The following is a 25,219-nucleotide window of genomic DNA, read 5'->3' as shown; positions in this document are numbered from 1 at the left end:
CATCATCAGCGATATTGAATGGCCTTCCTCGCACTCGGTATTAACCACAAGACTGCCTCCGTAGACGTGCGCGAGCGCGTGGCGTTTACGCCAGAGCAGTTGGTTGAGGCCTTGCAGCAGCTCTGCCGGCTCACCGACAGCCGCGAAGCTGCGATCCTTTCGACCTGCAATCGCAGCGAGCTCTATATAGAGCAGGAACATCTTTCAGCGGATGTGGTACTGCGCTGGCTGGCCGATTATCACCATTTGAGCCTCGATGACCTGCGCGCCAGTGCCTATGTGCATGAAGAGGATGCGGCAGTTCGTCACATGATGCGTGTGGCGGCCGGTCTCGACTCGCTGGTGTTGGGCGAACCGCAAATTCTTGGCCAGATGAAGTCTGCCTATGCCGTAGCGCGTGAGGCCGGCACGGTCGGCCCGCTGCTGGGGCGCCTGTTCCAGGCCACCTTCAATTCGGCCAAGCAGGTGCGTACCGACACGGCGATCGGCGAAAACCCGGTGTCGGTGGCCTTTGCCGCTGTCAGCCTGGCCAAGCAGATTTTCAGCGACTTGCAGCGCAGCCAGGCGCTGCTGATAGGTGCCGGTGAAACCATTACCCTGGTAGCCCGGCACCTGCACGATTTAGGCGTGAAGCGCATCGTTGTCGCCAACCGCACGCTCGAACGGGCGAGTATCCTCGCCGAACAGTTCGGTGCCCATGCCGTGCTGTTGTCAGACATTCCGGCTGAACTGGTACGCAGTGATATCGTTATCAGCTCCACCGCCAGTCAGTTGCCGATCCTCGGCAAAGGTGCGGTCGAGAGCGCGTTGAAACTGCGCAAGCACAAGCCGATCTTCATGGTGGATATCGCCGTTCCCCGGGATATCGAACCCGAAGTCGGCGAGTTGGACGACGTTTACCTCTATAGCGTCGACGATCTGCATGAAGTGGTCGCCGAGAACCTCAAAAGCCGCCAGGGTGCCGCCCAAGCCGCTGAGGAGATGGTCAGCACCGGTGCTGAAGATTTCATGGTGCGCCTGCGTGAATTGGCGGCGGTGGATGTGCTCAAGGCGTATCGTCAGCAGGGCGAGCGCCTGCGTGATGAAGAGTTGCTCAAGGCCCAGCGTCTGCTCGCCAACGGCAGCAGCGCCGAAGAGGTGCTGATGCAATTGGCCCGTGGCCTGACCAACAAACTGCTCCATGCACCCAGCGTTCAGTTGAAAAAGCTTACCGCCGAAGGCCGCCTCGATGCGCTGGCCATGGCTCAGGAACTCTTTGCCCTCGGTGAGGGCGCGTCAGACAGCTCTTCGGATAAAAAACCGCAATGAAAGCGTCACTGCTCAATAAACTGGACGTGCTCCAGGACCGTTTCGAAGAACTGACCGCCTTGCTCGGCGACGGCGAGGTCATTTCTGATCAGGCCAAGTTTCGCGCTTATTCCAAGGAGTACGCCGAAGTTGAGCCGATTGTAGCCACCTACAAACATCTCACCAAAGTGCAGGCTGACCTCGAAGGCGCCCAGGCGCTGCTCAAGGACAATGACCCGGACATGCGTGAAATGGCCGTGGAAGAAGTCCGCGAGGCCAAGGAAAAACTCGCCGAACTGGAAGGCGACCTGCAACGCATGTTGCTGCCCAAGGACCCTAACGACGGGCGCAACGTGTTCCTCGAAATCCGCGCCGGTACCGGTGGCGACGAGGCGGCGATTTTCTCCGGCGACCTGTTCCGCATGTATTCGCGCTACGCCGAACGACGCGGCTGGCGGGTCGAGATCCTGTCCGAGAACGAAGGTGAACACGGTGGCTATAAAGAAGTCATTGCTCGGGTCGAAGGTGACAACGTCTACGGCAAGCTGAAGTTCGAATCCGGCGCCCACCGTGTGCAGCGTGTCCCTGCGACTGAGTCCCAGGGCCGTATCCATACCTCGGCGTGCACCGTGGCGGTGTTGCCTGAGCCGGACGAGCAGGAAGCCATCGAGATCAACCCCGCGGACTTGCGTGTCGACACCTACCGCTCGTCGGGCGCCGGTGGCCAGCACGTCAACAAGACCGACTCGGCGATTCGGATTACCCACTTGCCGTCGGGCATCGTGGTGGAATGCCAGGAAGAGCGTTCCCAGCACAAGAACCGGGCGCGGGCCATGTCCTGGCTGTCGGCCAAGTTGAACGACCAGCAAACCAGCGCCGCCGCCAACGCGATTGCCAGCGAGCGTAAGCTGCTGGTGGGCTCGGGCGATCGCTCCGAGCGCATCCGAACCTACAACTTTGCCCAAGGCCGGGTGACCGACCATCGTGTCAATCTCACCCTTTATTCCCTGGACGAGATTCTCGCGGGCGGCGTGGATGCGGTGATCGAGCCGTTGCTCGCCGAATATCAGGCGGATCAACTGGCCGCGATAGGTGAATAAATGACCATCATAGCCAGCCTGCTGCGCGCGGCCGACTTGCCCGATTCGCCCACCGCGCGCCTGGATGTGGAACTGCTGCTGGCCGCCGCCCTGGGCAAGTCCCGCAGCTACCTGCACACCTGGCCGGAAAAGATCGTCAGCAGCGAAGACGCCCTGACCTTTGGCGACTACCTGCAGCGCCGCCGCAGCGGCGAGCCGGTGGCCTATATCCTCGGCCAGCAAGGCTTCTGGAAGCTGGATCTGGAAGTCGCGCCGCACACGCTGATTCCGCGCCCGGAAACCGAATTGCTGGTGGAAGCCGCTCTGGAACTGCTGCCTGCTACCCCGGCCAAAGTCCTGGACCTGGGCACCGGCAGTGGCGCCATTGCCTTGGCGTTGGCCAGCGAACGCCCGGCCTGGCAAGTCACCGCCGTTGATCGCGTGCTCGAAGCGGTGGCCCTGGCCGAGCGCAACCGCCAGCGTCTGCACCTCAATAACGCGACGGTGCTGAACAGCCATTGGTTCAGCGCCCTGCAAGGCGATCGCTTTGACTTGATCATCAGCAACCCGCCCTACATTGCCGACAACGATCCGCATCTGGTGGCGGGGGATGTACGGTTTGAGCCGGCGAGCGCCCTGGTGGCCGGGCCTGATGGCCTGGACGATTTGCGCCTGATCATCAATGAATCACCTGCCTATCTGAATGCTGGCGGCTGGCTGTTGCTTGAGCACGGCTACGACCAGGCCTTGGCTGTGCGTGACTTGTTGTTGAGCCAGGGTTTTGAAGGCGTACACAGTCGTATCGATCTTGGCGGTCACGAACGTATCACCCTGGGGCACCGACCGTGCTGACCGATCAGGAGCTGTTGCGTTATAGCCGGCAGATTCTGTTGCAGCATGTCGACATCGAAGGGCAGTTGCGCCTGAAACAGAGCCGCGCGTTGATCGTCGGCCTCGGTGGCCTGGGCGCTCCGGTTGCACTCTACCTCGCCGCTGCCGGTGTAGGTGAGCTGCACCTGGCGGATTTTGACACGGTCGATTTGACCAACCTGCAACGCCAGATCATCCATGACACCCACAGCGTAGGGCAGACCAAGGTTGATTCGGCCATGCGTCGCCTGAACGCGCTCAACCCTGAAATCACCCTGACCGCCCATCGCGTGGCGCTGGATGCTGACTCGCTGGTCTCTGCAATCGGCGCGGTGGATGTGGTGCTCGATTGCAGCGACAACTTCTCTACCCGCGAAGCGGTGAATGCGGCCTGCGTCGTGGTGGGCAAGCCATTGATCAGTGGCGCGGCCATTCGCCTTGAGGGGCAATTGTCGGTGTTCGACCCGCGTCGCGCCGACAGCCCGTGCTACCACTGTTTATACGGGCACGGCAGCGACACCGAACTGACCTGCAGCGAAGCCGGTGTGGTCGGGCCGTTGGTGGGGCTGGTCGGTAGCCTGCAAGCGCTGGAAGCCTTGAAGCTGCTGGCAGGTTTCGGTGAGCCGCTGGTGGGTCGCCTGTTGCTGATCGACGCCTTGACCACGCGTTTTCGCGAATTGCGCGTCAAGCGCGACCCGGGTTGCAGCGTGTGTGGAACCCGGCATGGTTAAGGGCGCGCCCATCGGTGTGTTCGACTCCGGCGTCGGCGGCCTGACGGTGCTGGAGGAAATCCAGCAGTTATTGCCCCATGAATCGCTGCTGTATGTGGCCGACTGCGGGCATATCCCCTATGGAGAGAAAACGCCCACTTTCATCCTTGAGCGTTCTCGAACCGTCGCCGAGTTTTTCCGCGAGCGCGGTGCCAAGGCATTTGTGATCGCGTGTAACACCGCAACGGTCGCCGCCGTTGCCGATTTGCGCCAGGACTACCCAGATTGGCTCTTGGTCGGCATGGAGCCTGCGGTCAAGCCCGCTGCTGCCGCTACCCGCAGCGGCGTGGTGGGTGTGCTCGCCACCACCGGCACGCTGCAAAGCGCCAAATTCGCGGCCTTGCTCGACCGCTTCGCCACTGATGTACGAGTGGTGACCCAACCCTGTCCGGGCCTGGTGGAGCTGATTGAAGCCGGCGACCTGAACAGCCCGGCTTTGCACATACTGTTGCAGGGCTATATCGAGCCACTGCTCAGCGCCGGTTGCGACACCATCATCCTGGGTTGCACCCACTATCCCTTCCTCAAGCCGCTCCTGGCGCAGATGCTGCCCCCCAGCATTATCCTGATCGACACCGGCGCCGCCGTGGCGCGCCAGCTCAAGCGCTTGCTGGATGGGCGCGACCTGCTGGCAGCTGGCAATCCCGACACTGCACAGTTCTGGACCAGCGGCGATCTGACCCACCTAAGAAATATCCTACCGACACTTTGGAAACATCCCGGAGTTGTGCGAAGCTTTGGCTCGTGAAAATTTCGTGAAATGGTGCTGATAAAAGCTGAACTTCCGGCTCTACGTCAGCTTCTATAGCCAGTTAGCCTGTTTAAAACTATATAACTTCGTTTGGAAGGATGTTTCTTATGAAGCGCTTGTTCTGTTTGGCTGCGATTGCGGCCGCTGTGTTGGGACACTCTGTTTCAGCCCAGGCCGCCGGCCTGGAGTTCGGGTTGGGGAGTACCAGTGATTCGACGTTGACCTATCGACTGGGCCTGACTTCGGATTGGGATAAAAGCTGGATGCAAAGCGATGTTGGCCGTCTGACCGGCTACTGGAGCGGCGCCTACACGTATTGGGAAGGTGATGACCGTGCAGGTGCCAGCAGCCTGTCGTTCTCGCCGGTGTTTGTGTATGAGTTTGCCGGCCAGTCAGTCAAGCCCTACATCGAAGCCGGTATCGGCGTGGCGGTGTTCTCCCGCACTCGGCTGGAAGACAACAACATCGGCCAAGCCTTTCAGTTCGAAGACCGCCTGGGTTTCGGCCTGCGGTTTACCGGTGGGCATGAAGTGGGTATTCGCGCCACGCACTATTCCAACGCCGGCATCAGCAGCAATAACGATGGGGTAGAGAGCTACTCGTTGCACTACACCATGCCGTTGTAATTCAACAACAACGAAGCCCCCCCTGTGGGAGCGGGCTTGCTCGCGAAAGCGGTGTATCAGCTAGCACATGCATAGACTGACCCACCGCCTTCGCGAGCAAGCCCGCTTCCACATTTAGATCTTTGCTCATTGCAGGATCAGCGGTAGACCGTCGCGATGCCTTCTCGCTCTTCAAGACACTCCGGCGCTCCCATCTCGAACTCCCGGCAAATCAGCGGTCGAAGCGCATAGATCGTGCACATCATCGTGTCTCGATCCAGTGCCGCGCACCAGCCGTCGTCCAGGCGCAGCATCACTTCGCCGCCCCACTCATCGGTATCGATAAAGCGCTGCGGCACGCCGGTGTCGGTGATCAGCATGACTTCCAGCTGACAGCAGCAGGCCGCGCACGTCGAGCAGGTGACGGCCGGTTCAGTGATTTGGATATGGGGGATGTTGGTCATAGCCGCGCAGTGTAAGGCAAGTGCGTTAAACGTGTATGAATGCTCGGACAAGCGTCAGTGTTCTAGCTTGCGCGCGAGCCCGTGCAGCAAGGGGAACAGCATGGCCCATAACAACGCCAGACCGGTCAGAGTGGCTGCCGTGCCGTAGCCAAAACCCACACCGGCCAATTGGCTGCCGGCGTAATAAGACAAAGGCCCACCCACTGCGCCCAACAGGCCGGCCAGCCACCAGGGCCGTGCACTCCAGGCCAGGCAATGGCGCAGGGTCGTGGCCAGCAGCGCCCACAGTACGATCAACCAGAATGGAATCAACGGCCCAGGCTCGCTGAAGTGGAAAACGCCCAGGGTGCGCAACAGCGTGTCCAGCAGTGTGCCCGCCAGTGTCACGTTGAGCACGAGCATGCCGTCATCCGCCGGCGAACTTATCCACAGCAGATGCACGCCCAGTGCCGCCAAACCCACCAGCAGCCATGGGCTGTCGCCGCCGAGTACGCAGGCAAACCAGCCGCATTGGAACAGCGCGGCATTGGCCAGGGTTTTAAGCACTGAAGCGCCCAAGCAATGGCGGGTTGATCGCCGCGGGTTTGGCCAGCAGCAGTTGTGCGGTACCAATGGTGCGTTCCATAAACCCGCCTTCGCAATAGCACAGGTAGAACTCCCACAAACGCAGGAAATATTCGTCGTAGCCCAATTCCATGAGACGGCCATGGGCGCGGCGGAAGTTTTCATGCCACAGGCGCAGGGTACGGGCGTAGTGCAGGCCGAAGTCCTCCATGTGCAGCAGGTTCATGTCGGTGTCGCGGCTGACGATGTGCAGCATGTTCTGGACACAGGGCAGGGCGCCACCGGGGAAAATGTAGCGCTGGATGAAGTCGACGCTGCGCTTGGCCTGCTCAAAGCGCTGTTCGCGAATGGTGATGGCTTGCAGCAGCATCAGGCCGTTGGGCTTGAGCAAGTGCGCACATTGTTTGAAATAGGTCGGCAGGAACCGATGGCCCACCGCTTCGATCATCTCGATCGACACCAGCTTGTCATACTCGCCGGTGAGGTCGCGGTAATCGCTGAGCAGCAAGGTCACTTGATCTTGCAGGCCCTGCGTCTGGATGCGTTTTTCGGTGTAGGCGAATTGCTCCTTGGACAGGGTCGTGGTGGTGACCTTGCAGCCGTAATGCTGCGCCGCATACAACGCCATGCTGCCCCAGCCGGTGCCGATTTCCAGCAGATGGTCGCTGGGCTTGAGCGCCAGTTTCTGGCAGATGCGCTCCAGCTTGTTCAGTTGCGCTTGTTCCAGGCTGTCATCGGGTGTCAAAAACTGCCCCGCCGAGTACATCATGGTCGGGTCGAGAAACTCTTCGAACAGGTCGTTGCCCAGGTCGTAATGGGCGGCGATGTTTTTCTGCGAGCCCTTGCGTGTGTTGCGGTTGAGCCAGTGCAGGCCTTGGGTGAACGGGCGGGCCATGCGTGCCAGGCCACCTTCCATGGCGTCGAGCACTTCCAGGTTGCTGACCATCACCCGGACCACGGCGGTGAGGTCGGGACTGGTCCAGTAACCATGGATAAACGCCTCGCCGGCGCCGATCGAACCATTGGCGGCCACCAGGCCCCATACCGCCGAGTCGAGAATCTGAATTTCGCCTAACAGGTGCGCTTCCCGCGCGCCGAACACTTGTCGCTCGCCGTCTTCGATCACCACCAACTGGCCGTGACGCAGTTGGCTGAGCTGGCGCAGCACCGCCTTGCGCAACAGCGCAGCGGTCATGCCATTGACGTTCAGGCGGTTAGCCTTGACCGATAAACTAGGGTGTTTCATGGCGGCGATCCTTGGTGTACCCGACTGCGGTGCGAGAGGCGCCATCGGCGGCCCGGTGGGAAAAAATCGGTGTGCGCTTGAGCAGCAGGCGCAAGGCTTGCCAGTAGATTGCCAGGCAGGTCTTGGCGGTCATCCAGGGGAAACGCCACAAATATTGATGCAGGCTTGCGCGGCTGAGTGAGTGTTTTTCCAGGCTCAAGGTGGCGTCGAAAACCTTTTGCGTGCCCTGCCAGTCGGCCATGTGCACGCCGAGCCGGGCAGATGGAGGGCTGAAACTCATGCGATATTCCAGGTCGCGCGGTAAGAAGGGCGACACATGGAACCCCTTGGCCACGGCGAAGTGCTGATGCTCATCGGCGTCGAGGGGCTGGGCCGGCAGCACGTAGTGATAGCGCTCGCGCCATGGCGTGTTGGTCACTTCACACAGAATCGCGGCCAACTGCCCGTCGGCCTCGAAGCAGTAGAAGAAACTCACCGGGTTAAACGCCAGGCCCCAACTGCGGGCCTGGGTCAGCAGGCAGATAGCGCCCTGGGGTGTTCGCCCCAGAGCTTTGCCGACTTCGTGGCGCACGGCATCGCTCAAACTCATGCCGTGGCGCGTGAGTTCACGCAGGTAATCCTGCTGGCGAAAGCCGAAAGGCGCCAGGCGACCAGTGCCGGCCAGGGGTGAAAGCCCGAGTACTGCATCCTGTTCGCTGAGGTCCAGATACAGCAGGCCGATGCGGTAGCGAAAAGCGTGGGCCCTGGGCGTAAACCGGCGATGGGCGATCCAGCCGCTGTACAGGGCGCTGTTCACAGGCTTTCCCCGAACGCCTGGGCCACGCGCAGGGCACTGACCACGCCGTCTTCGTGGAAGCCGTTGGCCCAGTACGCGCCGCAGTAGAAGGTGTTGCGGGTGCCGTGCAATTCTTCCCAGCGTGCTTGAGCGGCCACGGCGGCCAGGCTGTACTGCGGATGGGCGTAGGTGTAGCGCGCGAGGATCTTCAACGGGTTGATCACTTGCGTCTGGTTGAGGCTGACACAAAACGTGGTGTCGCTGTCGATGCCCTGCAGGATGTTCATGTCGTAGGTGACGGCGGCCTGATTCTGCGAGTGGCCGGTCAGCCGGTAATTCCAACTGGCCCAGGCCAGCTCGCGGTCAGGCAGCAAGCGCGTGTCGGTGTGCAGCACTACGTCGTTGTCGGCGTAGGGTAGGGCGCCGAGGATCTCTTGTTCGGCCTGGCTCGGGTCGTCAAGCAATGCCAGGGCCTGATCACTGTGGCAGGCCAATACCACCCGGTCGAAGGTTTCGCTGCCGTACGGGCTGTGGATAACCACGCCATTGTCGGTGCGTTGCACTTTATGCACAGGGCAACCGAGGCGCACACGCTCGCGAAAACTGCGGGTCAGCGGTTCGATGTAGCTGCTTGAACCGCCTTCGATCACGCACCATTGCGGCCGGTTGTTGACCGACAACAAGCCGTGGTTCTTGAAGAAGCGCACGAAGAATTGCAGTGGGAAACCGAGCATGTCCGAAAGGGACATTGACCATATCGCAGCCCCCATTGGCACGATGTAGTGGCGGATAAACCTTTGGCCGTAACCGCCGGCTGCGAGGTAGTCACCGAGGGTCATCTCGGCACTGATACGCTGCTCTTGCAGGTCCAAAGGCGCTTGGCGGTTGAAGCGCAGGATATCGCGCAACATGCCCCAGAACCCGGGCGACAGAATATTGCGGCGTTGGGCAAACAAGCTGTTGAGGTTGTTGCCGTTGTACTCGAACCCGCTGCTTTGGTCACACACCGAAAAGCTCATTTCGGTGGGTTTGAACGTCACGCCGATCTGGCCCAGCAACTGGATGAAGTTGGGGTAGGTCCAGTCGTTGAACACAATAAAGCCGGTGTCCACGGCATAGCGTTCGCCCTCTACGGTAACGTGGACTGTGTGCGTGTGCCCGCCGATGCGGTCGCCCGCTTCGAACACCGTGATGTCGTGGCGGCGGCTGAGCAGGTAGGCGCTGGTCAGCCCGGCGATACCGCTGCCGACAATGGCGATCTTCACGGAATGTCCTTTTTCGGTGGCGGGCTGCGCAACATGCGCTTGCCGATGATCAATTGCGCGCGGTTAGGCAACTTCGACAGCGGCCACAGGGTGGCAATGAACATGGCCGGGAAGGCAATTTCCAGCGGGCGTTTCTCCAGTTTCGCAAAGATGTGCCGCGCCGCCTTGTCGGCGGACCAGCTCAGGGGCATCGGGAAGTCATTGCGTTCGGTCAGCGGTGTGTCAACAAAGCCTGGGCTGATCACGGTGACGTCGATGTTTTCCGGTGACAGGCTGATGCGCAGGGACTCGAACAGGTAACGCAGGCCGGCCTTGGATGCGCCATAGGCTTCGGCGCGTGGCATCGGCAGGTAAGTCACCGCGCTGGCCACGCCCACCAGATGCGGGGTACGCCCCGCGCGCAACAGCGGCAGCGCGGCCTCGATGCAATAACTGCTGGCCAACAGATTGGTACGCACCACATGTTCGATGATCGAAGCGTCAAATTGCCGGGCGTCGACATATTCACAGGTGCCGGCATTGAGGATCACCGTGTCCAACTCACCCCAGACATGGGCGATGTGTTCACCGATCTCGCGCACGGTCTGGCTGTCGGTCAGGTCGCCGGCCACCACCAGCACTTGCCCTGGATAACGATGGGCGAGTGCTTCCAGCGGGCCTTTGGTGCGGGAACTGAGGGCCACATGGGCGCCACTGTTGAGCAGTTCTACGGCCAATGCGGCGCCGATGCCACTGCTGGCGCCGGTCAGCCAATAACGGCGGGGCGATGCAAGGCTCATCCCATTCTCCTTTTCAGCCAACTGATGACGCGGCCGAGAATCGGCACATGTTCATAAAGCAGTGCGCCCGCATCGAAGTAATCACGATGCCGGTAGACCTTGTCGCGCCACATCAAGTGGGAACAGCCCTCTACCCGGATCATCTTGCCTGCGGCCAGGCGCGGATGACGAAAACTCATGATCCAGCGCAGGTAGCCTTCGCCTTCGGCCGTCTGGTCGAAACCCTGAAACTCGAAATCCAGTTGGCTGACGTTGCTGTATAGCTGAGCGAAATAACGCTGCAGTTCGGGCAGCCCATGGACTTCATGCAGCGGGTCGGCAAATACAATGTCATCACTGTACAAACTGCCAAGCAGGTGCAGGTTGTGCTTGTCCAGCGTAGTGAAGGCTTCGGCGAAGCGGCGCAGGAAGTCACTCATGATCGGCCATCTCCTGACGTGAAGGCAGGCGGCGAAAGGCAGCCAATGCGCGTTCCCGAGAGGCTTTGAGGTCGACGATGGCGCAGGGGTAATCCGCCACGCCAAACAAACCGCCAGCCGCTGCCGGGTTATGCACTTCTTTTTTATTCAGCGTGGCCAGTTCCGGCAGCCAGCGCTTGATGAAAATGCCGTCGCCGTCGAATTTCTCCGATTGGCTCAACGGGCTGAAAATCCGGAAATACGGTGCCGAGTCGGTACCGGTCGATGAGCTCCACTGCCAACCGCCATTATTGGCCGCCAGGTCGCCGTCGATCAGGTGGCGCATAAAAAAGCGCTCGCCTTCGCGCCAGTCGATCAGCAGGTTCTTGGTCAGGAACATCGCCACCACCATGCGCAGGCGGTTGTGCATCCAGCCGGTTTCCAGCAATTGGCGCATGGCCGCGTCGATGATCGGCAAGCCCGTGCGCGCCTGTTGCCAGGCCGCGAGGTCTTCGGGGGCATTGCGCCAGGCCAGCGCTTCGGTTTCCGGGCGAAAGGCGCGGTGGCGGGACACCCGTGGGTAGCCGACCAGAATGTGTTTATAGAACTCGCGCCATAGCAGCTCGTTGATCCAGGTGATGGCGCCGATGTCGCCGCTTTCGAACTCGCCCTGATTGGTTTGCAGCGCAGCGTGCAGGCACTGGCGCGGCGAAACCACACCGGCGGCGAGGTAGGCCGAAAGCTGGCTGGTACCGGGTTTGGCTGGGAAGTCGCGCTCGTCCTTGTAATAGCTGATCTGCTCGTCGGTGAAGGCGTCGAGGCGGCGGCGCGCCTCGTCTTCACCGGCTGGCCACAGGGCGCGCAAGGTTTCGCTGGGCGACTCGAAACCGTCGACCGTGGTCGGCACCGGATCGCTTCTCACGTCGAGCCTGGCCTGAGCTTTCGGCGTTGCCACCTGGCGCGGCAGGGCGCTGTGCAGGCGGTTGTAGCAAACCTTGCGAAACTGGCTGAACACTTGGAAATAGGTGCCGGTCTTGGTCAGTACGCTACCGGGTTGGAAAAACAGTTGGTCCAGGTAGCTGTGAAACGTGATTCCCTGCGTTTGCAGCGTCTCTCCCACGCCAGCATCACGCTGGCTCTCGTGGATGCCGTATTCCTCGTTGACGTGCACAGACTCCACCGACAGTTCCCGGCACAGTTCGCTCAGTGCAGCGGGCGCCTGGTCCCAGGTCGCGGCGTAGCGGATCAATAAAGGGATGTTCAGTTCGCCCAGCGCCTGGCTCAAGTGCTGCAGGTTGCGCAGCCAGAAATCTATTTTGCACGGCGCGTCATCGTGGGCCAGCCACTGCTGGGGAGTGATCAGGTAAATGGCCGCGACGGGGCCACGCTGGCACGCAGCAGCAAGGGCCGTGTTGTCGTGCAGGCGCAAGTCGGTGCGCAGCCAGATCAGATGCATTTAGACGATTCCACGCTGGATCAATAATTGGTGGGCCGACAACGGGTCTTGCGCCATGAACAACTCAGGGATGTCGCGGGTGAGTACGGACAACTCGGCGTTGTGAATGCGCACCGTCGGGCCGGCAATCACTATTGGGCAACTGACGTCGCCCAATAGTTTTGTCAGTGTCGACAAATGGAGGGTCTTGCTCGAATACAACAGCACGGCGCGTGGTTGCAGGTGTTCCACCGCCAGGGCCAGTTCGCCGGCAGGCAGCGGCCAATCGAATACTTCCACCGGGCAGTCGGCGCTGCTCGCCAGCCAGGCGCTGAGCCACAGGTGCGGTTCCAGCGGTAAGTCGGAATGGTTGACCAGCAGCAGCGGCGCGCCGTGGAGTTGGCGATTGTTGTGATAAATCCGCGCGCCGAACTTGCTGCGCAGCCACGACAGGAAAAACGCCCGCTCCATCTGCGCGCCGAACTGGCCCTGCCACCGTTGTTCCAGCTCCTTGAGCAGCGGCAGCATCAATTGCTCGCACAAGGTGCGTGGCGGGTAGAGCGCCATGGCCTGGTTGAAGGCGTCATCGACCCGGCGTTCGGCCAGTTCGCTGATGGCATCCACCAAATGCTGGCGCAGGGCGTGCCACTCGTTTTCCATGGGCGCGGGGCTGGCCTGGGCTGAGTCGATCAAGCCTTTGACCTGACTGACCGGCACGCCTCGATTGAGCCAGGTGAGGATGGCGTGGATGCGTTGTACATGTTCGGCACTGAACAGCCGGTGCCCCTTGGGCGTGCGCTGGGGCACGATTAGGCCGTAGCGGCGCTCCCAGGCGCGCAGGGTCACGGCGTTGACGCCGGTCTGGCGCGCCACTTCGCGGATTGGCAACCAGCCGTTTTCAATGGCCAGGGCAATGTCTTCGCCGGGTTCGTCAAGCAGGGCAGCTTTCATGGGTTATATCGCATTACGCAGGCTGAGGTTTTCCGGGTGCGGTTGCAGGTAGGCCTGCTGCGCGATGTAACGGTCCGGATGTTGGCGAAAGTGATGCTTGAGCAGGGTGAGTGGCACTACCAGCGGCACGATGCCTTGACGGTACTGGCTGATCACGGTTTGCATTTCCTGTTTGTCATCGGCGCTGATGACTTGCTTGAGGTAGCCGCTGATGTGTTGCAGCACATTGCTGTGTGTGCCGCGGGTGGCGCACTTCTTCAGGCCCGTCATCAGCTCGCCGAAGTAGCCGTGGGCCAGAGCCTGGAGATCGACGTCCTTGCCCATGCTGCCGAGCAAATGGCCCAGGCTTTTGTAATGCGCCGGGCTGTGGGCCATCAGCAGGTATTTGTAGCGCGAGTGAAACGTCAGCAAGCCGTGGCGGGTGAGCCCCTCGGCCAGCAGTTGTTGCCAGCTGGCATACACGAATACGCGGGTCAGGAAGTTTTCCCGCAACACAGGGTCGTTCAGCCGGCCGTCTTCTTCTACCGGCAGGTTAGGGTGGCGCGCACAAAACGCCTGGGCGTAAATGCCGCGGCCGCCACCGTCAACGGGCGTGCCGTTGGCGCGGTACACCTTGACCCGCTCCAGGCCGCACGATGGCGACTTCTGCATGAAGATATAACCGCACAGGTCGGTGTGTGCCTGGGCCATTTGCTGGCCGTAGTCGTGCAGTGGCTGCGTGACGTTGAGTTCACGGTTTACCGTGCCAACGGCTTGCGGCTGCGCAGGGTCGCCTACCAGCCGGATTGGCTCGCGGGGGATGCCCATGCCGATGGCAACTTCCGGGCACAACGGCACGAAGTCGAAGTAGTCGCTGAGTGTCTGGGTGCACAGCAGCGACTGTTTATGCCCACCGTTAAAGCGCACGTTTTCGCCAAGGAGGCAGGCGCTGATGGCGATCTTCGGTTTTGTACTACTCGACATACCCAAAACCTCTGCAATAATCCTGTACAACTTATAAAGTTTGTACAACTACGTCTCATCATAGATTCGATGTTGTACAAGTCAAATAGTTTGTATAGGTTTTTTGCAGCGTTACTTCCAGCCGATTTTCCAGCACTCGGCGTTTTGCAGGGTCTGCCATGGCAGGCGTTCGGCACGGTGGGTCAGCACCGCTTGCAGCTCGATTTCCAGCACCGTGCCTTCGTCATCACGAAACAACTCGGTGACCAAAAAGTGTTTTTCCTTGTTGCGTGGCTGTGCTGCCGTCCATTTCGACAGCAGCAGCTTGCTGGGGTTGAGGCGGTTCATTGCAGGTGTGCGATCAAGCGTCGTGCCGCTTCCTGGCCACTGAGCCAGGCGCCTTCCACCCGGCCCGAAAGGCACCAGTCGCCGCAGACGAACAGGCCCAGGTCGGCATCGGCCAGTACGCCGAACTCATGGCTGCCCGACGGACGAGCGTAGAGCCAGCGGTGTGCCAGGCTGAATGACGGCGCGGGCATGGCGCTGTGCAGCAGTTCGGCGAAGGCGCCGTGCAAGTGCTCGATTACCGCTTCCTTGGGCAGGTCCAGGTGCGCCTTGCTCCAGGCGCTGGTGGCGTGCAGCACCCAGGTGTCGAGGGTGGTGTCGCGCCCGGGTTTGCTGCGGTTGCGCGCCAGCCAGTCAAGGGGGCTGTCTTGCACGAAGCAGCCCTCCATCGGTGTATCCAGGGGCTTGTCGAAGGCCAGCGCAATGGCCCAGGTCGGGTCCATTTTCACCCCGGCGGCGGCACTTGCCAGCTTGGGGGCAGCGGCCAGCAGGGCAGTGGCCTGAGGGGCCGGTGTGGCGATGATCACATGGCTGAAGGGGCCGTGACTCTCACCGTCGGCGTCGAGCAGGTTCCAGTGCTGTGTGCCCTGGAACACCTCGGTGATGCGGCAACCGAACTCCACCGGCAGGTCATCGAGCAGTGCGCGGGTGATCGCGCTCATGCGCGGTGTACCGACCCAGCGGATCTGTTCATCGGGGGAGGGCGTCAGTTGGCCGGACTTGAAGTTGTACAGCTGGGGCTTCCACTGTTCGGCCCAGCCATTGCTTTGCCAGCGCTGCACTTCGTTGACGAAGCGCCGGTCGCGGGCGGTGAAGTATTGCGCGCCCATGTCCAGCGCGCCGGCATCGCTGCGCTTGCTGGACATGCGGCCACCGCTGCCGCGGCTTTTATCGAAGAGTTGTACGGTGTGGCCCGCGTCTTTTAACGCTCGGGCGGCGGAGAGACCGGCTATGCCGGTGCCGATGATCGCGATGGGGACAGTCATGGGAGGCCTCGTTTTACCGTTGGGTACAGACTACGCCGACACCAATAGCTGTACAATATTGTTTTTTGGTATAAGTTTTGGCGTGCCTGATTGTGTGGCGTGACCTATGGTTAAGCTCAGGCTTGAACGCGCGTCACGCTCGATTATCAAATTGATCCCTGCTTATAAAATAGACCAGTGAGCGGCGGCGAACGTTACATGAGGAGAGTCCCATGCATATTTTGCTGACCGGCGGTACCGGCCTGATTGGCCGTCAACTTTGCCAACACTGGCTCGCCCAGGGTCATCGCCTGACGGTGTGGAGCCGGCAACCGGAAACGGTCGCCAGGGTCTGCGGCGCACAGGTGCTTGGGGTGGCTCGCCTGCAAGAGGTGATTGGCGCGGTGGACGCGGTGGTCAACCTTGCGGGTGCACCCATCGCTGACCGGCCCTGGACCCACAAGCGCAAGGCATTGCTGTGGAGCAGCCGCATCAACCTCACCGAAACCCTGCTGGCCTGGATCGACAGCCTGGAGCATAAACCGGCGGTACTGATCTCCGGCTCCGCAGTGGGCTGGTATGGCGACGGCGGCGAGCGCGAATTGACCGAAGCCAGCGGGCCGGTGCTGGACGATTTCCCCAGCCAGTTGTGTATTGCCTGGGAAGAAACCGCCCAACGTGCCGAAGCCCTGGGCGTTCGCGTGGTGCTGGTGCGCACCGGCCTGGTGCTGTCGGCGCAGGGCGGCTTTTTGTCGCGCCTGTTGCTGCCCTTCAAACTGGCGCTGGGCGGGCCGATCGGTAACGGTCGGCAGTGGATGCCATGGGTGCATATCAAGGATCAAATCGCCCTGATTGATTTTCTTCTGCACAAGACTGACGCCAGCGGTCCTTATAATGCTTGCGCGCCACACCCGGTGCGTAATCGCGAGTTTGCCAAGACCCTCGGCCAGGTGTTGCACCGCCCGGCGTTCATGCCGATGCCGGCGTTTGCACTAAAGGTTGGGTTGGGCGAATTGTCTGGTTTGTTGCTGGGCGGGCAGAAGGCCTTGCCTGAACGGCTGCTGGCGGCGGGTTTCACTTTCCAGTTCACTGAGTTGCGTGCGGCTCTGGACGACCTGTCCAGCCGCCTCTAAAGATAGGATGTTGCATGACCGATCACGCGTTGTTACTGGTCAACCTGGGTTCGCCAAAGTCCACTTCGGTGGCTGATGTGCGCAGCTACCTCAATCAGTTCCTGATGGACCCTTATGTGATCGACCTGCCATGGCCGGTGCGGCGTTTGCTGGTGTCGCTGATCCTGATCAAGCGCCCTGAGCAGTCTGCCCATGCTTATGCGTCGATCTGGTGGGATGAGGGCTCGCCGTTGGTGGTCTTGAGCCGTCGTCTGCAACAGCAGATGACTGCGCAGTGGACCCAGGGCCCTGTGGAACTGGCAATGCGTTATGGCGAGCCGTCGCTGGAAATCACCCTGACACGGTTGGCCGCCCAGGGTATCGGCAAGGTGACACTGGCGCCGCTGTATCCGCAATTTGCCGACAGCACCGTGACCACGGTGATAGAAGAAGCCAGACGCGTGGTGCGCGACAAGAAACTCGCTATCCAGTTTTCGATCCTGCAGCCTTTTTACGACCAACCCGAGTACCTCGATGCTCTGGTAACCAGCGCACGCACTTACCTGGAGCAGGATTTCGATCACTTGCTGCTCAGTTTCCATGGCCTGCCCGAGCGCCATCTGAAAAAGCTCGACCCTACCGGCGGGCATTGCTTCAAGGGTGCCGACTGCTGCAAGAACGCATCGCCAGAGGTGCTCGCCACCTGCTATCGCGCCCAATGCTTCAGCGTCGCCCGGGATTTTGCCGCGCGTGCCGGTTTGCCCGATGGCAAGTGGTCGGTGGCGTTTCAATCGCGCCTGGGCCGGGCCAAGTGGATCGAGCCCTACACCGAGGCCCGCCTGGAGGCGCTGGCCCGGCAGGGCGTGAAGAAGCTGCTGGTGATGTGCCCGGCGTTTGTCGCCGACTGCATCGAGACCCTGGAAGAAATTGGTGATCGCGGGCGGGAGCAGTTCCGCGAGGCGGGGGGCGAGGAGTTGGTGTTGGTGCCGTGCTTGAATGATGACCCGCAATGGGCGGCGGCGCTCAATACCCTGTGCGAACGAGCGCCCGTTGCCTTGTAGTCAAGCCTTGCGGTGACTCAAATGTGGGAGGGGGCTTGCTCCCGATGGCGGTGGATCAGTGACAGATATACTGCCTGATACTCTGCTATCGGGAGCAAGCCCCCTCCCACATTCAGTTTTATGCTCGTCAGAGATTGAGGGTCAGGCTGACGGTGAGGTTGCGCGGTTCACCGGGGTTGGTCCAATAGCGGCTGTAGGACCGCTCGTAGTACTTCTCATCGAACAGGTTATTCAGGTTCAGCCCCACGGTGACATTCTTCGTGGCCTTGTAGTGGGCCAGTAAATCCACGGTGTGGTAGGCCGGCAGTTCGAAGCCTGTGCCCGCCTCGCCGGAACGGTCACCCACATAAGTAAACGCCGCCCCCAGGTCTGAACCGCGCAACGCCCCATCCTGGAATTCATAAACGCCCAACAGACTGCCGCTGCGCTTGGCGACCCCGAGAATGCGACTGCCCGTGGGGATGGCTTTGTCGCCCTTGGTCACTTCGGCGTCGATATAGGCCAGTGCGCCAATCACGCGTATGGCGTCGGTCACTTGCCCGGTCACCTGCAGGTCAAACCCCTGGCTGCGCGCCTTGCCAATGGCGCGGTCGGTGTTGGTTGCCGGGTCCAGGGTGAGGACGTTTTCCTTTTCGATATGGAAGGCCGCGAGCGTCGCGCTGAGGCGCTCGTCAAACAGCTCGCTCTTGATACCCACCTCATAGCCCACGCCTTCTTCTGGCTTGAAGGATTTGCCGCCGGCATCCAGGCCGCTGTTTGGCTTGAACGAGGTGGATGCGTTGGCAAATACCCCGACTTGTGGTGTGAGCTGATAGAGCAGGCCGGCGCGTTGGGTCAGGGCGTCGTGGGTCTGGCGGCTTTTGGCGTGGTTGCGGGCGAAGTTCTCGGTGCTCTGTTCGAAGTGCTCGAAGCGCGCACCGATCATGCCTCGCAGGCGGTCGGTGAAGATGATCTGGTCTTGCAGGTTCAGCGCGTGGCTTTTGGTCTGTTCGAAGAAGTCGGTGCCGGAGCGTGCGCCATTGGGTTTGGCCTGGCCGTAGACCGGTTTATAGATGTCGATAGGGTAGTCACCGCCAATCGCCGTCACGCGTTCCTTTTTACGGTAATCCTCGTATTCGGTGCCGATCAGCAGTTCATGCTGCCAGCTGCCGATATCGAACAGCCCGCGCAGTTCCAACTGGGTGATGCTGTCATGCCAACCGGTGGAGCGTTCACGGTAGCGACGGCTGAGGGTGTGGCCATCCCCTTTCAATGCACGGCTTTCCGACGCATCGCCCCACAGGCTGCCCTGCTTGTAGTGGCTGGCCAGGCGCAGCTTCCAGGCGTCGTTGAGGTGGTGTTCCAGCGCGGCCTGGATGCGGTTGTTGTGGTTGCGGATATTGCCGTCGTTGGGCTCGCCGAGAAAGGTGGAATGGGACATGCCAGTATCGGCGACGATGCCCCGGTCGAAGGTGGAGCTGTGGCGCACGAATTCGCTTTCGACCAGCAACTGAGTGTCCGGGGTCAACTGCCAACTGAACGACGGCGCGACGAACACTCGTTTAGCGTCCACGTGATCGCGGAAACTGTGCTTGTCTTCAACCGCCAGATTCACCCGTGACAAGACGCGCCCCTCGCTGTCCAGCGGCGTATTCACATCCAGCGCAGTGCGGTAGCGGTCCCAACTACCAGCACTGGTTTGCAAGGTGGTGAACGCTTCGGGCTGGGGTTTCTTGGTGATGATGTTCACCGTGCCGCCAGGATCGCCACGCCCATACAAGCTGGCGGCGGGGCCTTTGAGAACTTCAATACGTTCGATATTTGCCGCGTCCGGCGTACTGGGGTAACCGCGGTTGGCGCTGAAACCGTCCTGGTAGAACTCAGACGTGGTGAAGCCGCGCACGCTGTATTCGTAGAGGGTCAGGCCACCGAAGTTGTTTTGCTTGGATACGCCGCCGGCAAATTCCAGGGCGCGCTCCACGCTGGTACTGCCCAGGTCCTTGAGCACCGTGGCGGGGATCACGCTGATCGATTGCGGTATGTCGCGAAGGGCGGTATCCGTTTTGGTGGCACTGGCAGAGCGGGTGGCGCGATAGCCTTGGACCGGGCCTGTGGCGGACTCATACGCCTCGGAGGTTACGCTGATGGTGTCCAGTTCCAGGGTGTTTTCTTCGGCGTAGGCAGGGTCGAGCAGCAAACCCAAGGCCAGGCCGGCCAAGGGCACAAACTTTCGAGACGGCATGATAGAGCGTTCCAATAGCGATATTGAAACAATATAACATGCCCAATGAGAATGAGTCGCCGCAAAAGTGGCCTTGCATGTGCCCGCGGACGGGCACTTGGGCGTATCGGCTACTGCTCTTCTTTTATCGGTGCGGTCGCCGGTGGCGGACGCAGGCCGATTTCCGCCGAGAGCTTGATCTCCTTGCCGTTACGCATGACCAGGATCGCCACCTTGTCGGTCGGTTTGATTCGCGCTACCTGGTTCATCGACTTGCGGCCATCACCGGCCGGTGCACCGTCGATGCTGAGGATTACATCGCCCAACTCCAGGCCGGCTTTCTGTGCCGGGCCATCGCGGAAGATCCCGGCGACCACGATGCCTGGGCGTCCGGTCAGGCCAAACGACTCGGCCAGTTCCTTGGTCAAGGGTTGCACTTCGATGCCCAGCCAGCCGCGAATGACCTGGCCGTGTTCGATGATCGACTTCATCACTTCCATCGCCAGCTTCACCGGGATCGCAAAACCGATGCCTTGGGAGCCGCCGGACTTGGAGAAAATCGCCGTGTTGATGCCGGTCAGGTTGCCATTGGCATCCACCAGCGCACCGCCGGAATTGCCCGGGTTGATGGCTGCGTCGGTCTGGATGAAATCTTCGTAGCTATTAAGGCCCAACTGGTTGCGCCCGGTGGCGCTGATGATGCCCATGGTGACTGTCTGGCCCACGCCGAACGGGTTGCCGATAGCCAGTGCTACGTCACCCACGCGCAACCCGTCGGAGCGACCGAGGGTGATCGATGGCAGGTTCTTCAAATCGATTTTCAGTACTGCGAGGTCGGTTTCCGGGTCGCTGCCCACCACACGGGCCAGGGTTTCGCGGCCATCACGCAGGGCGACCACGATCTGGTCGGCGCCGGTAGTCACGTGATTATTGGTGAGGATGTAGCCTTCGGGGCTCATGATTACCCCGGAACCCAGGCTCGACTCCATGCGGCGCTGCTTGGGGCCGTTGTCACCGAAATAGCGGCGAAACTGCGGGTCCTCGAACAGCGGGTGCGCCGGTTTGTTGATGACCTTGGTGGTGTACAGGTTGACCACCGCAGGGGCCGCAATGGTGACCGCGTCGGCATAGGTGACCGGGCCCTGCACCACCGTGTTGGTTTGCGGTGCTTGTTGCAGGTTCACATCCAGGGTAGGCAGGCCCACCCATTGGGGATAACGCTGAATAATCAGCATCGCGATCAGCACGCCAGCCAACAATGGCCATCCAAAAAAACGCAGTGCCTTGAGCATCAAGTAAGTCCTGACAGGTTGCAGGGGGCGGGCGAGCGCCCATAATGTCGCGCATTATACGAGGCTGCGATGCCTGCGAACCGGATATTTAGGAGTCTTTTATGGCCGTCCCTCTTACCACCCTCGTTGAGGAAGCCGACCGCTACCTTGGCAGTGCCAAAATTGCCGATTATTGCCCCAATGGCTTGCAGGTCGAGGGCCGCCCGCAGGTGATGCGCATCGTCAGCGGTGTGACCGCAAGCCAGGCGCTGCTGGACGCCGCCGTCGAAGCCGGGGCCGACCTGGTGCTGGTGCATCATGGTTATTTCTGGAAGGGCGAGAGCCCGTGTATCACCGGCATGAAGCAGCGCCGCCTGAGAACCCTGCTCAAGCACGACATCAGCCTATTGGCCTATCACCTGCCATTGGACCTTCACCCTGAGGTGGGCAATAACGTGCAACTGGCCAAGCAACTGGACATCACCGTCGAAGGCCCGTTGGACCCGAGCAACCCCAAGGTGGTCGGCTTGGTGGGGTCGCTGGCCGAACCTTTGTCACCGCGTGATTTCGCCCGCCGTGTGCAGGATGCAATGGGGCGCGAACCGCTGTTGGTCGAAGGCAGCCAGATGATCCGCCGCGTCGGCTGGTGCACCGGAGGTGGCCAGGGCTATATCGACCAGGCGATTGCCGCCGGGGTCGACCTGTACCTGAGCGGCGAGGCATCCGAGCAGACCTTCCACAGCGCCCGTGAAAACGACGTCAGCTTCATTGCTGCCGGTCATCACGCCACCGAGCGCTATGGGGTGCAGGCGTTGGGCGATTACCTGGCGCGACGCTTTGCCCTGGAGCATTTATTTATCGACTGCCCGAACCCGATCTGAGCCTTAGAGCGCGACTGAATGTGGGAGGGGGCTTGCTCCCGATGGCGATGGATCATTGAAATATGTACTAACTGACACACTGCTATCGGGAGCAAGCCCCCTCCCACACTTGAGTCTATTTGCGGCCAAACTGGTCGGTATATTCATATACCGTTTCGATCTAGATGGCGCCCTGAATAGAAGAAGGTGCTGTGCTAGCATGCCCCGCTCGAACACGGCCCGCCTGGCCGTCCATAAGATCGTTTTTCCGTGAGTAACCATGGTCGACAAACTGACGCATCTGAAACAGCTGGAGGCGGAAAGCATCCACATCATCCGCGAGGTCGCCGCCGAGTTCGACAACCCGGTGATGCTCTACTCGATCGGTAAAGACTCCGCCGTGATGTTGCACCTGGCACGCAAGGCTTTCTTCCCGGGCAAGCTGCCGTTCCCAGTGATGCACGTCGACACGCGCTGGAAATTCCAGGAAATGTACAAGTTCCGCGACAAAATGGTCGAAGAGCTTGGTCTGGACCTGATCACTCACGTCAACCCGGATGGTGTGGCGCAGGGTATCAACCCCTTCACCCACGGCAGCGCCAAGCACACCGATATCATGAAGACCGAGGGCCTCAAGCAAGCCCTGGACAAGCATGGTTTCGATGCAGCGTTCGGCGGCGCCCGTCGCGATGAAGAGAAGTCTCGTGCCAAAGAGCGCGTGTACTCGTTCCGCGACAGCAAGCACCGCTGGGACCCGAAGAACCAACGTCCGGAGCTGTGGAACGTTTACAACGGCAACGTCAACAAGGGCGAGTCGATCCGCGTGTTCCCGTTGTCCAACTGGACCGAGTTGGATATCTGGCAGTACATCTACCTGGAAGGTATCCCGATCGTGCCGTTGTACTTCGCCGCCGAGCGCGAAGTGATCGAGAAGAACGGCACGTTGATCATGATCGACGACGACCGCATCCTCGAACACCTGTCCGACGAAGACAAAGCCCGCATCGTCAAAAAGAAAGTCCGTTTCCGTACCCTTGGCTGCTACCCGTTGACGGGCGCGGTGGAGTCCGAAGCCGAGACGCTGACGGACATCATTCAGGAAATGCTCCTGACGCGAACTTCCGAGCGCCAGGGCCGGGTCATCGACCACGATGGCGCAGGCTCCATGGAAGATAAAAAACGTCAAGGCTATTTCTAAGGGGCTGTCATGTCGCATCAATCTGATTTGATCAGCGAGGACATCCTCGCCTACCTGGGCCAGCACGAGCGCAAAGAGATGTTGCGCTTCCTGACCTGCGGCAACGTCGACGACGGCAAGAGCACCCTGATCGGGCGCCTGCTGCACGACTCCAAGATGATCTACGAAGATCACCTGGAAGCCATCACCCGCGATTCGAAGAAGTCCGGCACCACCGGCGATGACATCGACCTGGCCTTGCTGGTCGACGGCCTGCAGGCCGAGCGTGAGCAGGGCATCACCATCGATGTTGCCTACCGCTACTTCTCCACCGCCAAGCGCAAGTTCATCATCGCCGACACCCCCGGCCATGAGCAGTACACCCGCAACATGGCCACCGGTGCGTCCACCTGTGACCTGGCGATTATCCTGATCGACGCCCGCTATGGCGTGCAGACCCAGACCCGTCGCCACAGCTTTATCGCCTCGTTGCTGGGAATCAAGCACATCGTGGTGGCCGTCAACAAGATGGACATCAACGGCTTTGACCAAAGCGTATTCGAGTCGATCAAGGCCGATTACCTGAAGTTCGCGGAAGGCATCGCGTTCAAGCCAAGTACCCTGGCCTTCGTGCCGATGTCGGCGCTCAAGGGCGACAACGTGGTGAACAAGAGCGAGCGTTCGCCCTGGTACACCGGCCAGTCGCTGATGGAGATCCTCGAGACCGTCGAGATCGCCAACGACCGCAACTACACCGACCTGCGTTTCCCGGTGCAGTACGTCAACCGCCCGAACCTGAACTTCCGTGGTTTTGCCGGCACTCTTGCCAGCGGCATCGTGCACAAAGGCGACGAAGTCGTGGTGCTGCCGTCACGCAAACGCAGCCGGGTCAAATCCATCGTCACCTTCGAAGGTGAGCTGGAGCACGCCGGCCCAGGCCAGGCCGTGACCCTGACCATGGAAGACGAGATCGATATCTCCCGTGGCGACCTGTTGGTGCATGCCGACAATGTGCCGCAAGTGACCGATGCGTTCGACGCCATGCTCGTGTGGATGGCTGAAGAGCCGATGCTGCCGGGCAAGAAATACGACATCAAGCGCGCTACCAGCTACGTGCCGGGCTCTATCACCAGCATCGTGCATCGCGTGGACGTGAACACCCTGGCCGAAGGCCCGGCGAGTTCGCTGCAGCTCAACGAAATTGGCCGGGTCAAGGTCAGCCTTGATGCCGCCATTGCGTTGGATGGCTATGACAGCAATCGCACCACCGGTGCCTTTATCGTCATCGACCGCCTGACCAATGGCACCGTGGCCGCGGGCATGATCATCGCGCCACCGGCCAGCCAGGGCGGTGCAGCGCAGCACGACAAATTGGCACACGTGGCCACTGAAGAACGTGCCCTGCGTTTCGGCCAGCAACCGGCCACCGTGTTGTTCAGCGGCTTGTCGGGTGCCGGCAAGAGCACGTTGGCCTATGCGGTTGAGCGCAAGCTGTTCGACATGGGGCGTGCGGTGTTCGTGCTGGACGGCCAGAACCTGCGGCATGACCTGAACAAAGGCTTGCCTCAGGACCGTGCCGGGCGTACCGAGAACTGGCGCCGTGCGGCTCACGTGGCGCGTCAGTTCAACGAAGCCGGTTTGCTGACCCTTGCGGCTTTTGTCGCGCCGGATGCCGAAGGCCGTGAACAGGCCAAGGCGCTGATTGGCAGTGATCGCCTGCTGACCGTCTATGTGCAGGCGTCGCCGCTGGTATGTGCCGAGCGTGATCCGCAAGGTTTGTACGCGGCCGGTGGGGATAACATCCCTGGCGAGTCCTTCCCGTACGACGTGCCGTTGAATGCCGACCTGGTGATCGATACCCAGGCCTTGTCGCTGGAAGACAGCGTCAAGCAAGTGCTGGAGTTGTTGCGTCAGCGCGGCGCGATCTAGGCTTTATTGCCGCACAAAAAAGCCCGCCACCGAGTGATCGGTGGCGGGCTTTTTACACATTCTCAAATGTGGACTCGGTCAATGTGGGAGCTGGCTTGCCTGCGATGGCGGACTGTCA

At 60.8% G+C, this 25,219-nt stretch carries 25 protein-coding genes; 11 read left to right on the top strand and 14 right to left on the bottom strand.

Features of this window, described 5'->3' with window-relative positions:
- The first annotated feature begins 18 nt into the window (after window positions 1-18).
- The 6 genes from hemA (at window position 19) to E4P00_RS14880 (ending at window position 5,383) form a co-directional block, all read left to right on the top strand.
- Entirely contained in the window at window positions 19-1,308 is a 1,290-nt protein-coding gene (gene hemA, locus E4P00_RS14905) for a glutamyl-tRNA reductase (RefSeq protein WP_032878003.1), read from the top strand.
- The gene (prfA, locus tag E4P00_RS14900) at window positions 1,305-2,387 is read left to right on the top strand and encodes a peptide chain release factor 1 (RefSeq protein WP_032878002.1); all 1,083 of its coding nucleotides are present in this window, start codon (window positions 1,305-1,307) and stop codon (window positions 2,385-2,387) included. Before hemA ends, prfA begins: the two co-directional genes overlap by 4 nt.
- Window positions 2,388-3,218 carry a peptide chain release factor N(5)-glutamine methyltransferase gene (gene prmC / locus E4P00_RS14895; protein WP_248131877.1) on the top strand — a complete coding sequence of 277 codons (831 nt, stop codon included), beginning with the start codon at window positions 2,388-2,390 and terminating at the stop codon, window positions 3,216-3,218.
- Entirely contained in the window at window positions 3,212-3,967 is a 756-nt protein-coding gene (locus tag E4P00_RS14890) for a molybdopterin-synthase adenylyltransferase MoeB (protein WP_216090717.1), read from the top strand. Before prmC ends, E4P00_RS14890 begins: the two co-directional genes overlap by 7 nt.
- Entirely contained in the window at window positions 3,960-4,754 is a 795-nt protein-coding gene (murI, locus tag E4P00_RS14885) for a glutamate racemase (protein ID WP_078820239.1), read from the top strand. Before E4P00_RS14890 ends, murI begins: the two co-directional genes overlap by 8 nt.
- Window positions 4,755-4,864: 110 nt before the next feature.
- Window positions 4,865-5,383: an acyloxyacyl hydrolase gene (locus E4P00_RS14880; protein ID WP_005784623.1), complete on the top strand. Its 519-nt coding sequence runs from the start codon at window positions 4,865-4,867 to the stop codon at window positions 5,381-5,383.
- Window positions 5,384-5,520: 137 nt separating this feature from the next.
- On the opposite strand, the gene E4P00_RS14875 is transcribed toward E4P00_RS14880, so the two are convergent.
- From E4P00_RS14875 to E4P00_RS14820, 12 genes are all read right to left on the bottom strand, one after another.
- Window positions 5,521-5,826, bottom strand: coding sequence for a YkgJ family cysteine cluster protein (locus E4P00_RS14875; protein WP_032803249.1), 306 nt, complete (start codon window positions 5,824-5,826; stop codon window positions 5,521-5,523).
- A gap of 54 nt (window positions 5,827-5,880) precedes the next feature.
- A complete protein-coding gene (locus E4P00_RS14870) occupies window positions 5,881-6,372 on the bottom strand; it encodes a DUF2878 domain-containing protein (RefSeq protein ID WP_078820240.1) in 492 nt (163 codons plus the stop codon).
- Complete coding sequence (locus E4P00_RS14865) at window positions 6,365-7,636, bottom strand: cyclopropane-fatty-acyl-phospholipid synthase family protein (RefSeq protein WP_078820241.1); 1,272 nt, start codon at window positions 7,634-7,636, stop codon at window positions 6,365-6,367. The genes E4P00_RS14870 and E4P00_RS14865 overlap by 8 nt, the downstream gene beginning before the upstream one ends.
- Complete coding sequence (locus E4P00_RS14860) at window positions 7,623-8,432, bottom strand: DUF1365 domain-containing protein (protein ID WP_032877996.1); 810 nt, start codon at window positions 8,430-8,432, stop codon at window positions 7,623-7,625. The genes E4P00_RS14865 and E4P00_RS14860 overlap by 14 nt, the downstream gene beginning before the upstream one ends.
- On the bottom strand, window positions 8,429-9,676 hold the full coding sequence (locus E4P00_RS14855) for an FAD-dependent oxidoreductase (protein ID WP_032877995.1): 1,248 nt from the start codon (window positions 9,674-9,676) through the stop codon (window positions 8,429-8,431). Before E4P00_RS14855 ends, E4P00_RS14860 begins: the two co-directional genes overlap by 4 nt.
- Window positions 9,673-10,455, bottom strand: a complete 783-nt coding sequence (locus E4P00_RS14850) for an SDR family NAD(P)-dependent oxidoreductase (RefSeq protein WP_248131875.1) — start codon at window positions 10,453-10,455, stop codon at window positions 9,673-9,675. The genes E4P00_RS14855 and E4P00_RS14850 overlap by 4 nt, the downstream gene beginning before the upstream one ends.
- Window positions 10,452-10,874 carry a nuclear transport factor 2 family protein gene (locus E4P00_RS14845; protein ID WP_248131873.1) on the bottom strand — a complete coding sequence of 141 codons (423 nt, stop codon included), beginning with the start codon at window positions 10,872-10,874 and terminating at the stop codon, window positions 10,452-10,454. The genes E4P00_RS14850 and E4P00_RS14845 overlap by 4 nt, the downstream gene beginning before the upstream one ends.
- Window positions 10,867-12,309: a deoxyribodipyrimidine photo-lyase gene (gene phrB, locus E4P00_RS14840; RefSeq protein ID WP_248131872.1), complete on the bottom strand. Its 1,443-nt coding sequence runs from the start codon at window positions 12,307-12,309 to the stop codon at window positions 10,867-10,869. Before phrB ends, E4P00_RS14845 begins: the two co-directional genes overlap by 8 nt.
- Entirely contained in the window at window positions 12,310-13,239 is a 930-nt protein-coding gene (locus E4P00_RS14835; RefSeq protein WP_032877991.1) for a MerR family transcriptional regulator, read from the bottom strand. It abuts the gene before it with no gap.
- A 3-nt stretch (window positions 13,240-13,242) separates the two neighbouring features.
- The gene (locus E4P00_RS14830) at window positions 13,243-14,202 is read right to left on the bottom strand and encodes a DUF523 and DUF1722 domain-containing protein (RefSeq protein ID WP_248131871.1); all 960 of its coding nucleotides are present in this window, start codon (window positions 14,200-14,202) and stop codon (window positions 13,243-13,245) included.
- 111 nt (window positions 14,203-14,313) lie between these two features.
- Complete coding sequence (locus E4P00_RS14825; protein ID WP_005784634.1) at window positions 14,314-14,529, bottom strand: TIGR02450 family Trp-rich protein; 216 nt, start codon at window positions 14,527-14,529, stop codon at window positions 14,314-14,316.
- The gene (locus tag E4P00_RS14820) at window positions 14,526-15,512 is read right to left on the bottom strand and encodes an FAD-dependent oxidoreductase (protein ID WP_032877989.1); all 987 of its coding nucleotides are present in this window, start codon (window positions 15,510-15,512) and stop codon (window positions 14,526-14,528) included. The genes E4P00_RS14825 and E4P00_RS14820 overlap by 4 nt, the downstream gene beginning before the upstream one ends.
- A gap of 212 nt (window positions 15,513-15,724) precedes the next feature.
- Here E4P00_RS14820 and E4P00_RS14815 point away from each other — a divergent pair, with 212 nt between their 5' ends.
- Both E4P00_RS14815 and hemH read left to right on the top strand, forming a co-directional pair.
- On the top strand, window positions 15,725-16,624 hold the full coding sequence (locus E4P00_RS14815; RefSeq protein ID WP_248131870.1) for a TIGR01777 family oxidoreductase: 900 nt from the start codon (window positions 15,725-15,727) through the stop codon (window positions 16,622-16,624).
- Window positions 16,625-16,638: 14 nt separating this feature from the next.
- On the top strand, window positions 16,639-17,664 hold the full coding sequence (gene hemH, locus E4P00_RS14810) for a ferrochelatase (protein WP_248131869.1): 1,026 nt from the start codon (window positions 16,639-16,641) through the stop codon (window positions 17,662-17,664).
- A gap of 127 nt (window positions 17,665-17,791) precedes the next feature.
- On the opposite strand, the gene E4P00_RS14805 is transcribed toward hemH, so the two are convergent.
- Both E4P00_RS14805 and algW read right to left on the bottom strand, forming a co-directional pair.
- Entirely contained in the window at window positions 17,792-19,885 is a 2,094-nt protein-coding gene (locus E4P00_RS14805) for a TonB-dependent siderophore receptor (RefSeq protein ID WP_248131867.1), read from the bottom strand.
- Window positions 19,886-19,995: 110 nt separating this feature from the next.
- Window positions 19,996-21,156: a Do family serine endopeptidase AlgW gene (algW, locus tag E4P00_RS14800; protein ID WP_005784639.1), complete on the bottom strand. Its 1,161-nt coding sequence runs from the start codon at window positions 21,154-21,156 to the stop codon at window positions 19,996-19,998.
- A gap of 101 nt (window positions 21,157-21,257) precedes the next feature.
- On the opposite strand from algW, the gene E4P00_RS14795 reads away from it, so the two are divergent.
- From E4P00_RS14795 to cysN, 3 genes are all read left to right on the top strand, one after another.
- Window positions 21,258-22,016 carry a Nif3-like dinuclear metal center hexameric protein gene (locus E4P00_RS14795; protein WP_032877985.1) on the top strand — a complete coding sequence of 253 codons (759 nt, stop codon included), beginning with the start codon at window positions 21,258-21,260 and terminating at the stop codon, window positions 22,014-22,016.
- A 259-nt stretch (window positions 22,017-22,275) separates the two neighbouring features.
- Window positions 22,276-23,193 carry a sulfate adenylyltransferase subunit CysD gene (gene cysD / locus E4P00_RS14790; protein ID WP_005784641.1) on the top strand — a complete coding sequence of 306 codons (918 nt, stop codon included), beginning with the start codon at window positions 22,276-22,278 and terminating at the stop codon, window positions 23,191-23,193.
- Window positions 23,194-23,202: 9 nt separating this feature from the next.
- On the top strand, window positions 23,203-25,101 hold the full coding sequence (cysN, locus tag E4P00_RS14785; RefSeq protein ID WP_005784642.1) for a sulfate adenylyltransferase subunit CysN: 1,899 nt from the start codon (window positions 23,203-23,205) through the stop codon (window positions 25,099-25,101).
- Window positions 25,102-25,219 lie beyond the last annotated feature (118 nt).

The sequence above is a fragment of the Pseudomonas sp. B329 genome (assembly GCF_023127835.1).
Classification (GTDB): Bacteria; Pseudomonadota; Gammaproteobacteria; order Pseudomonadales; family Pseudomonadaceae; genus Aquipseudomonas; species Aquipseudomonas synxantha_A.
Note: the sequence above shows the minus strand (reverse complement) of the source record. Positions and strands in the feature narration are given on the sequence as shown.

What these genes read in the sequence shown, in the direction of transcription:
- E4P00_RS14795 (WP_032877985.1), top strand. Translation starts at nt 21,258, where the DNA reads ATGGCCGTCCCTCTTACCACCCTCGTTGAGGAAGCCGACCGCTACCTT.
- E4P00_RS14820 (WP_032877989.1), bottom strand. Translation starts at nt 15,512, where the DNA reads ATGACTGTCCCCATCGCGATCATCGGCACCGGCATAGCCGGTCTCTCC.
- prmC (WP_248131877.1), top strand. Translation starts at nt 2,388, where the DNA reads ATGACCATCATAGCCAGCCTGCTGCGCGCGGCCGACTTGCCCGATTCG.
- E4P00_RS14805 (WP_248131867.1), bottom strand. Translation starts at nt 19,885, where the DNA reads ATGCCGTCTCGAAAGTTTGTGCCCTTGGCCGGCCTGGCCTTGGGTTTG.
- E4P00_RS14830 (WP_248131871.1), bottom strand. Translation starts at nt 14,202, where the DNA reads ATGTCGAGTAGTACAAAACCGAAGATCGCCATCAGCGCCTGCCTCCTT.
- E4P00_RS14825 (WP_005784634.1), bottom strand. Translation starts at nt 14,529, where the DNA reads ATGAACCGCCTCAACCCCAGCAAGCTGCTGCTGTCGAAATGGACGGCA.
- hemH (WP_248131869.1), top strand. Translation starts at nt 16,639, where the DNA reads ATGACCGATCACGCGTTGTTACTGGTCAACCTGGGTTCGCCAAAGTCC.
- cysD (WP_005784641.1), top strand. Translation starts at nt 22,276, where the DNA reads ATGGTCGACAAACTGACGCATCTGAAACAGCTGGAGGCGGAAAGCATC.
- E4P00_RS14815 (WP_248131870.1), top strand. Translation starts at nt 15,725, where the DNA reads ATGCATATTTTGCTGACCGGCGGTACCGGCCTGATTGGCCGTCAACTT.
- algW (WP_005784639.1), bottom strand. Translation starts at nt 21,156, where the DNA reads ATGCTCAAGGCACTGCGTTTTTTTGGATGGCCATTGTTGGCTGGCGTG.
- E4P00_RS14865 (WP_078820241.1), bottom strand. Translation starts at nt 7,636, where the DNA reads ATGAAACACCCTAGTTTATCGGTCAAGGCTAACCGCCTGAACGTCAAT.
- E4P00_RS14845 (WP_248131873.1), bottom strand. Translation starts at nt 10,874, where the DNA reads ATGAGTGACTTCCTGCGCCGCTTCGCCGAAGCCTTCACTACGCTGGAC.
- prfA (WP_032878002.1), top strand. Translation starts at nt 1,305, where the DNA reads ATGAAAGCGTCACTGCTCAATAAACTGGACGTGCTCCAGGACCGTTTC.
- E4P00_RS14835 (WP_032877991.1), bottom strand. Translation starts at nt 13,239, where the DNA reads ATGAAAGCTGCCCTGCTTGACGAACCCGGCGAAGACATTGCCCTGGCC.
- E4P00_RS14875 (WP_032803249.1), bottom strand. Translation starts at nt 5,826, where the DNA reads ATGACCAACATCCCCCATATCCAAATCACTGAACCGGCCGTCACCTGC.
- hemA (WP_032878003.1), top strand. Translation starts at nt 19, where the DNA reads ATGGCCTTCCTCGCACTCGGTATTAACCACAAGACTGCCTCCGTAGAC.
- phrB (WP_248131872.1), bottom strand. Translation starts at nt 12,309, where the DNA reads ATGCATCTGATCTGGCTGCGCACCGACTTGCGCCTGCACGACAACACG.
- E4P00_RS14850 (WP_248131875.1), bottom strand. Translation starts at nt 10,455, where the DNA reads ATGAGCCTTGCATCGCCCCGCCGTTATTGGCTGACCGGCGCCAGCAGT.
- E4P00_RS14880 (WP_005784623.1), top strand. Translation starts at nt 4,865, where the DNA reads ATGAAGCGCTTGTTCTGTTTGGCTGCGATTGCGGCCGCTGTGTTGGGA.
- cysN (WP_005784642.1), top strand. Translation starts at nt 23,203, where the DNA reads ATGTCGCATCAATCTGATTTGATCAGCGAGGACATCCTCGCCTACCTG.
- murI (WP_078820239.1), top strand. Translation starts at nt 3,960, where the DNA reads ATGGTTAAGGGCGCGCCCATCGGTGTGTTCGACTCCGGCGTCGGCGGC.